Annotated in this window: 6 protein-coding genes; all 6 read right to left on the reverse strand. The window is 66.4% G+C overall.

Going from position 1 to position 7,476, the window contains the following annotated elements; all coding sequences use genetic code 11:
- Positions 1-978 (reverse strand): FAD-dependent oxidoreductase (locus tag V6M63_RS21810; protein WP_332745313.1); only part of this gene is annotated, 978 nt, incomplete at its 3' end.
- A gap of 32 nt (positions 979-1,010) precedes the next feature.
- Positions 1,011-1,952 (reverse strand): VOC family protein, encoded by a 942-nt coding sequence (locus V6M63_RS21815; RefSeq protein ID WP_332745314.1) that lies wholly within the window; start codon positions 1,950-1,952, stop codon positions 1,011-1,013.
- A 35-nt stretch (positions 1,953-1,987) separates the two neighbouring features.
- Positions 1,988-3,160 (reverse strand): alpha/beta hydrolase family protein, encoded by a 1,173-nt coding sequence (locus tag V6M63_RS21820; protein WP_332745316.1) that lies wholly within the window; start codon positions 3,158-3,160, stop codon positions 1,988-1,990.
- Positions 3,161-3,184: 24 nt separating this feature from the next.
- Complete coding sequence (locus V6M63_RS21825) at positions 3,185-4,303, reverse strand: ABC transporter substrate-binding protein (RefSeq protein WP_332745318.1); 1,119 nt, start codon at positions 4,301-4,303, stop codon at positions 3,185-3,187.
- Positions 4,300-6,735 carry an efflux RND transporter permease subunit gene (locus V6M63_RS21830; RefSeq protein WP_332745320.1) on the reverse strand — a complete coding sequence of 812 codons (2,436 nt, stop codon included), beginning with the start codon at positions 6,733-6,735 and terminating at the stop codon, positions 4,300-4,302. Before V6M63_RS21830 ends, V6M63_RS21825 begins: the two co-directional genes overlap by 4 nt.
- The coding region (locus V6M63_RS21835; protein ID WP_332745322.1) for a WD40/YVTN/BNR-like repeat-containing protein at positions 6,732-7,476 on the reverse strand (745 nt) is incomplete at its 5' end. The genes V6M63_RS21830 and V6M63_RS21835, both read right to left, overlap by 4 nt.

A 7,476-nucleotide genomic window follows, 5' to 3' on the forward strand; every position in this document is an offset into this window, starting at 1 on the left:
CTGCAGTGCGGCGTCAAGTGAAGGCGCACGCATCAGCTCTTCGACCAGCACGATCGCATCCTCGATGCCGATGCACGCGCCCGAGGCCATGTGCGGGGTCGTCGCGTGGACGGCGTCGCCGATAAGGACCACTCGGCCCGTATGCCAAGGCCGTGGCACCAGCAGGTGCTCGAGCGGCCGGAACACGATGGAGTCAGCGTCCAGGCTATCGCGAATACGACGCAGCATCGGGGCCGAGAACTCCGCCAGCAGCCCGCTGAGCTGCGGCAGAAATTCCTGGGGATCGACGCGTTCGTTCAAGGGCCGGTTCTCGGTGACGAACAGGTACATCTCGGTGGCCGAGACCGGATTAACGCCGGGCTTGCAGCGGCCGCCGACCCACATCATCGCGGTCTTGACTTCTGCCGGCCGCGGCAGGACCGCGCGCCACACCGCTTGCCCGCTGTAGGCCGGTACCGGTGCGTCGGGGAAGATCGCGGCACGGACCTTCGAGTAAAGGCCATCAGCCCCAATCACCAGATCGTAGCGGCCACGCTGGCCATCGGTGAATGCCACCTCCACACCCTCGGCGTCCTGCGTGATGCTGCTGAACGTGCAACCCAGCCGCACCTGGGTACCGGCGTCCCTCGTGGCTTGCGCCAGGATTCGCGCGAGCACGGGGCGCATGATCGCGCCTCCGCCCGGCACGTCGGGTCCGGCGATGCGCGGCGTGGGCAACTCGCCCAGGCGCTGCCCGTCAGGCAGGTATAGCTCCACGCCGTCGGCCGCATTGCCGTGACGCAGGAACTCTTGCAAGATGCCCAGGCGGTCGAACGCACGCAGCGTTGCGCCGCCAAGGCTGATGCCGGCCCCATAGGAGCGCCAGTCGGGATCGAGTTCCACCAGATCCACCTGGACGCCATGCTTGCGCAATTCGATGGCAGCCGACATGCCGGAGAATCCGCCGCCGACGATCAACACCTTCTTTATCTTAGTCATGTCTTGTCTCCTCGTATTGCTTTGATTCTTCTTCATGCGCCGGCCGGGCCCGGTGGGCCGCCCGGCGCCCATTTTTCCTGGCGCTGAAACAGGAACAATTGCGACGCGTCCGCACTCATGGGCACTTCGCGCGCCACCCAGCTGTCGTCATGCAAATCCATGTCGGCGTCGTACTCTACATGGCAGCCCAGCGGGCTGTTGAAATACCAGAACCAGTTCGAGCCGAACTTGTGGCGGCCGGGCCCCCAGAAGGACTGATACCCCTTGTTAACGAAACGCGTGCCCGCCTGCATCACGGCGCTGGGACCAGCCATGTGGAAAGTGAAATGCTCGCAGCCTTTCATGAACGGCGGCGTCTGGATCATGAACAATGTGTGGTGGTCGACCGTACCGGCAGGCCGGAGGAAGGGGCCTACCCCGGTGAAACGGTCTGTGCATACGAAGCCCAGCCGTGCGTAGAAGGCCTCGGCCTTCGCCGTGTCGGGCACGAAATAGACCACGTGCGACAGCGAGAGCGGCTTGACCATAGCGTTTTCGTCGACGGCAACCGCATTGAGCGGGCGCTGCGCCGAGGGGCCCGGCGCGTTGACGGTCTCCGCCGGCACAGCGATGGGCTTGCGCACGGTCAGCTGGAAGCCGAGAACGAAGCCCATGTCGTCCACGGCCTCGATCGATCCGTCGGGCAGCCGGCGCACTTCCCTGTCCTTGCCCAGTTCAGAGGCAATGGCCTCGAGCGCAGGCAGGTCGGCCACACCGTAGACCGTCTTACGCAGCATGGTGGCCGTTCCCAGCGAAGGCGGCAGGCCGGCATCATCCTTTTGGGTGATGATCACAGCGGTGCCATCGATCGCTTCGAAGCGGCCGCCGGTGGCGGTGACACCGACGGGATCAAGACCGTAGTCAGTGAGGTATTGGGCACAGGCTGCGACGTCGTCGACGCCAAAGACCAGCGCATCGGGTCCGATGATGTTCATGTTGATTCCTTGCTTCTAGCAGATTGGTTGTTTTTTTAGAGTGCAAACGCGGTGCGCCCGCCCAGTGTCTGGGCCACCCAATCGGCGATGTAGTGGCCCGCGTTGATGCTGTTGTCGAAACTGGCGTGCTGCACCCCGCCCTCGCGCTCGGTGAACACCTTCAGCTCGCGCTTGGGGCTGTTCACCAGCTGCTCATAAGTGCGGTTCGCCCACTTCAGCGGTATTTGCGAGTCCTTCTCACCATGGGTCACCAGGAACGGTACCTTGATGCGCTCGACCACGCCGTCCAGGTGCACGTCCTGGGCGATGCGCATGAAGTCATCGATGTCCTTGGCGCCCCAGACCCAGCACACGTGGGCCCAGTAGTGCGGAACCGGCAGGCTGCCCTCCCGCTCCAGGCGGCGCGCCTGCACGTCACGCCAGTCGTGGTTGGCCCCCCAAGCCACGCCGCAGGCGAAGCGAGGTTCGAAGGCAACGGCGCGCGGGCAGTAATAGCCGCCCAAGGACACGCCCTCCATGCCGATGCGCTTTGGATCCACATCGTCGCGTTGCTCCAGCCAATCGACCACGCGGCTGGCCCAATGCTCACTGTCGTAACGGGCGGTCATGCCGTGCAAGCGCAGGGCTTCGCCGGTGCCCGGCTGGTCCACCACCAGGGAAGACACGCCACGCTTGGCCATCCAGGCCGGCAGGCCCACCAAGTACTTCATCTCCTTGGTGGAGTCGAGGCCGTTGACCTGCACCAGCAGGGGTGCGCGCTCACCCGGCTTCAGCCCTTCGGCCGGCACGTACAGTGCAGAAAGATGCTTGCCTTCGTAGGGGATCTCGACTCTGCGAATCGGCTCGCCCGCGAGCTTCGTGCCTTTGGCGAACAGGTCCAGTTCGCGCTGGTAGAGCGCCAGGCGGCCCGGCGCGTCGTGCGCCTGCAGGCGCTCGGCCGTAATCAGGTAGCTGGACGCCCGGCGGTATTTCTCGCCGGCCGAAAGCAGGCGGCCACGCGCCTCGTCCTCCTCGGCCAGTCCGCACAGCTGGTCGGCCATGCGCACCCAGGTTTCACGGAACGCCTTCGTGCCAGCCGCGTCGGGCTGCTTCGCGGCCTCCTGCAGCGGCGCACACATGGCTTCGATTTCGCCGATGCGCGCGCCCATCTCGATGGCCAGGTCGACCGACAGATTCCAAACGTAATTGGTGGGGAAATAACGGAACAAGATGAACTCCAAAAATTAAAAATGTCAGCGGCGGAATCGCCCATCGGGCGTCACGATGGTCATTTCGACGAAGCGCGAGCCGCGCCGGTCGCCCGGGGTGAACTGCACCCGGTAGCCGCCGGCGTCGAGCGCCTTGCCTTCCAGGCCCGTGACCAAGCATCGGCGTCCGGGCTCGCGGCCGCAGCGCCGCAACGCTTCGGCAATTACGCGGGAATAGACGAAGCCTTCGAGCCCTGGGTAGCTGGGCGGCGCGGCGCCGGCCAGCAGGCGCTGGTAATCCACCACCAGGGGAACCGATGAAGTGCTCGGATGCGGCACGACCTGCGAAACAATGACGCCGGACAGCTCGCCTGGCGCGGCGGCACCTGCCAGCAGCTGCGCGCCTGCTTCGCTCATCACGTAGAACTGCGGCACGCAGCCGATGCGGCGCGCCTGGCGGATCACCGACAGTGCATTGCTGGCATCCAGCGCCAGCATCAAGGCCTGGGGCCGCTGCTTGCAGACCGTTTGCACAGCCTGGGCGACAGCAGCCGTGTTGGCTGCCACGGACAGCCGTGCCAGGGACGCCAGACGCAGGGCCAGCCGGTTCAGTTCCAGCTGGATGCCCTCCAGTCCGGCGCGGCCGAGCGCATCTTCCTGCACAATCGCCGCGATCTCGATCAAGCCCACCGTGTCCAGCTGCAGCACCATGGCCGCGGTTTCTTCACGGGCGCCGGCGCGCAGGTTGAACACCCTCTTGCGCATGGGTTCGCGCAGCAATTCGGCACTGCTGGCGGCGCCGATCAGCGGCGCCCCGGCTTCGTCCAGTAGCGGCAGCACTGCTTCGATGGAAGCAGCGCCGTGGTAGCCGGTCATGGCCAATACGCCGGCGGCGAGCAGTTCGCGGGTGTTTGCCACCGCGCGCTCGGGCACGCCTGCATCATCCCGCACCAGCAGCTCGATGCGGCGGCCGGCAATGCCGCCGGCGCTGTTGACTTGGTCCAGACCCAGCTTGACACCACGCCGCAGCTCGGCACCGTAATGCGCGAGCGGGCCGGTCAGCGGGGTAGACATACCCAGCACCAGCTTGTCGGCAGTGACGCCGGGCTCGGCATGCGCCAGTGCGGCCAGCGCCATAAAGGCGGCGGCCCACAAGCGCTTCATGTCGTGGCTCCGGACAGCGCTGGATCGCCAGCTTCGCGGGAATGAGGAAGGCCTTGCTGCGCCGGCTTCAGCAGGAAATGCGCCAACGCGGGCAGCAACACCAGTGCCCCCAGCATATTCCACAGAAACATGAAGGCCAGGAGCAGCCCCATGTCCGCCTGGAATTTGATGGGGGAAAACACCCAGGTCGCCACACCTGCGGCCAGCGTCACGCCCGTCAGCATCACGACCTTGCCCGTGAACAGCAGCGCGTGCAGGTAGGCCTGCGACAGGCTCTGTCCCTCGCGCAGCCGCGCCAGCGTGATGGACAGGATGTAGAGGGCGTAATCGACGCCTATGCCGACACCCAACGCAATGACGGGCAACGTCGCCACCTTCACCCCCATCCCCAGCCCCACCATCAGCGCCTCGGCCAGCAGCGAGGTCAGCACCAGTGGCAGCACTGCGACGACGACCGCGCGCCATGAGCGAAACGTGATGAAACACAACAGGACCACCGCGCCGTAGACCAGGAACAGCATGTGTCGCCAGGCGTCGCGCACCACGATGTTGGTGGCGGCCTCGATGCCCGCGGAGCCAGCCGCGAGCTGGAACTTCACGTCGGCGGTGTCATTGGCCTTGGCGAAGCCTTCCACATGGTCCACGACGCGGGCGAGCGTTTCTGCCTTGTGGTCCCGCAGAAACAAGTAGACCGTGAGGAGGCTGCAGCCGTCGTTGTACAGGCCGCGTGGCGCGCTGGCCGTCACGGTGTTGAGCATGTCCTGGTTCGGCAGGAACTCGTACCACTTGGGGTTGCCCTCGTTCAGTCCGGTGAGCACGCGGCGGTTGAGCAGCGCCAGCGTCTGCGTGCTCTCCACGCCTTCGAGCTGACGCAGTTGCCATTCCAGCGCGTCGACCTTGTTCAGGGTCTCGTACCTGGAGCACTGCTGCGCCGGTGTCTGCACCATCACCGCGAGCACGTCGCTGGAGGCGCCATACGCCGCGTTCATGAACCCGACATCGCGGTTGTAGCGGCTGTCCGCGCGCAGCTCCGGCGCGCCGGGATCCAGGTCGCCTATCTTCAATTGCGTGCTGGCCGCATAGCCGCCGGCGGCCAGCAGCGCCGCGCCCACGACCGTTGCGGTGGCCCAGCGCCGCTGCGTGAAGCGGTCCAGCCAACTCCACAGGCCGCCACCCTCCTCGTTCTCGGATCTCAGGCTGCGCTGCGCGGCTTGGGCACTCACGCCGGTATAAGACAGCAGCACCGGCAGCAGGATCAGGTTGGTGAAGATCAGCACCGCGACGCCGGTGGAGGCGGCAATCGCCAGCTCGCGAATGGCCTGGATGTCGATCACCAGCAGCACGGCGAAGCCCACCGCGTCGGCCAGCAGCGCCGTCAGCCCCGCGAGGAACAGCCGGCGGAACGTGTAGCGCGCGGCCACCAGCTGGAGTTCTCGCAAGCCTTCGCGCTGCGCGCTGCGGTCAGCGTTCTCGGAGCGGTCCAGCGAACGCAGACCCCGGCCGATGTCCTGCATGATGCCGTTCATCTTCTGCGCGCCATGGCTCATGCCGATGGCGAACACCAGGAACGGAACCAGGATGGAATACGGGTCCAGCGCGAAGCCCAGCGTGGGCAGCAGGCCCAGCTGCCACACCACGGCGATGAGCGAAGCCGCGACCACCAGCCCGGTCGAGCGCACGCAGCGGGTGTAGGCATAGACCATGGCGGTACAGATCGCGACCGCCAGCGCAAAGAACAGCAGCACGGCGCGCACGCCCTCGATCAGGTCGCCGACGATCTTGGCGAAGCCGGTGATGTGAATGCGCACGCCCTGCGCCTCGTACTTCATGCGCAGCGCCTCCAGCCGGATGGCCAAAGCGCCGTAGTCGAGCGCCCGGCCCTCGGCGTCCCGTGCGAGCAGCGGCACGAAGATGACGCTGGACTTGCCATCGAGCGCCACGATCTGGCCGATTTCGCCGGACCGTGCGATGTTGGCCTGCAGTTGCCCCAGGCTCTTGGCCGAACCGTCATAGCCGTCCGGAATCACCGGCCCGCCTTCCAGCCCATCTTCGGTGACGCCGACCCAGCGGGTCGTGGGCGTCCACAGCGACTTCATCTGGTTGCGCGCCACGCCGGGGACGAGGAACACCTCGTCGCTGAGCTTGCGCAGCGTGTCCAGGTAGGCGCCGTCGTAGATGCTGCCGCGCGGGTTGGCGACGGCGATGCGCACCGCGTTGCCCAGGCCGCTCAACTCCGCCTGGTTGGCCAGGAAATTGCGGATGTAGGGGTGGCTGGCTGGGATGGTCTTTTCGAAGCTGGCGTTGAGCGTGAGGCGCGTGGCCTGCCATCCCAGCAACAGCGTGACGATGGCGCAAATCAGAACTACCCAGCGGCGGTGGTTGAACAGGGCCCGCTCGATCAGCGAACCGGACGCAGTGTCGAAGCCGGTCATGGCTTGCTCCCCAGGGCAAGCACCGAGGCACCGCGCAGGCCCAGTACCAGCAAGCGGTTGCCTTGTAGCGGCAACAGCGCCGTGACCGGCGCGCCCGGTGGCGTCGGCAGCGGCTCCACGCCGCCTGCGCCAAGGCGGAACAGTGCGCCGCCCTGGTTGGCGAGCAGCACGTCCGGGCCCGCGGACACCGACGCCGTGAAGGACACGGGCATGGCCGTTCCTGCGTTGGTCCAGGCCGATCCGTCACGGGAGTGCCAGACGTTGCCACGCAACCCGGCCAGGATCACACCACCGTCGGCGGGAAGTTCAGCCGTGAAATAACTGCCGGCGTATGGTGTCGCCAGCCGCTTGAAAGTCTTGCCGCCGTCGTCGGAGCGCAGCGCCAGACCCTGCTCGCCCGCGATCAGCACGGTGTTGCCGCGGGCCCGCACTGCATACAGATGCAGCGACTTGGGATTGTCCAGGCGGTCGCCCATCGGCTGCCAGGTCTGGCCACCGTCCTCGGTGGCGAACGCCAGGTTGTACGCGCCCACCACGATGCCACGGCGCGCGTCGAAGAAGTGCACGTCGAAAAATGGCTTGTCCGCGCCTTCGGCCACCAGCCGCTGGGCCTCGCTCACGCCGGTCCCGCGCTTTTGCGCCTGTTCCAGAAGCGCGCGCGCCGCAGCCACACCCTCGAACTGCCGCACCCATCGGCGGCCGCCATCCTGCGTATGCAGCACCACGCCACCGTGGCCCACC

Source organism: Hydrogenophaga sp. (assembly GCF_036675665.1).
Classification (GTDB): Bacteria; Pseudomonadota; Gammaproteobacteria; order Burkholderiales; family Burkholderiaceae_C; genus Hydrogenophaga.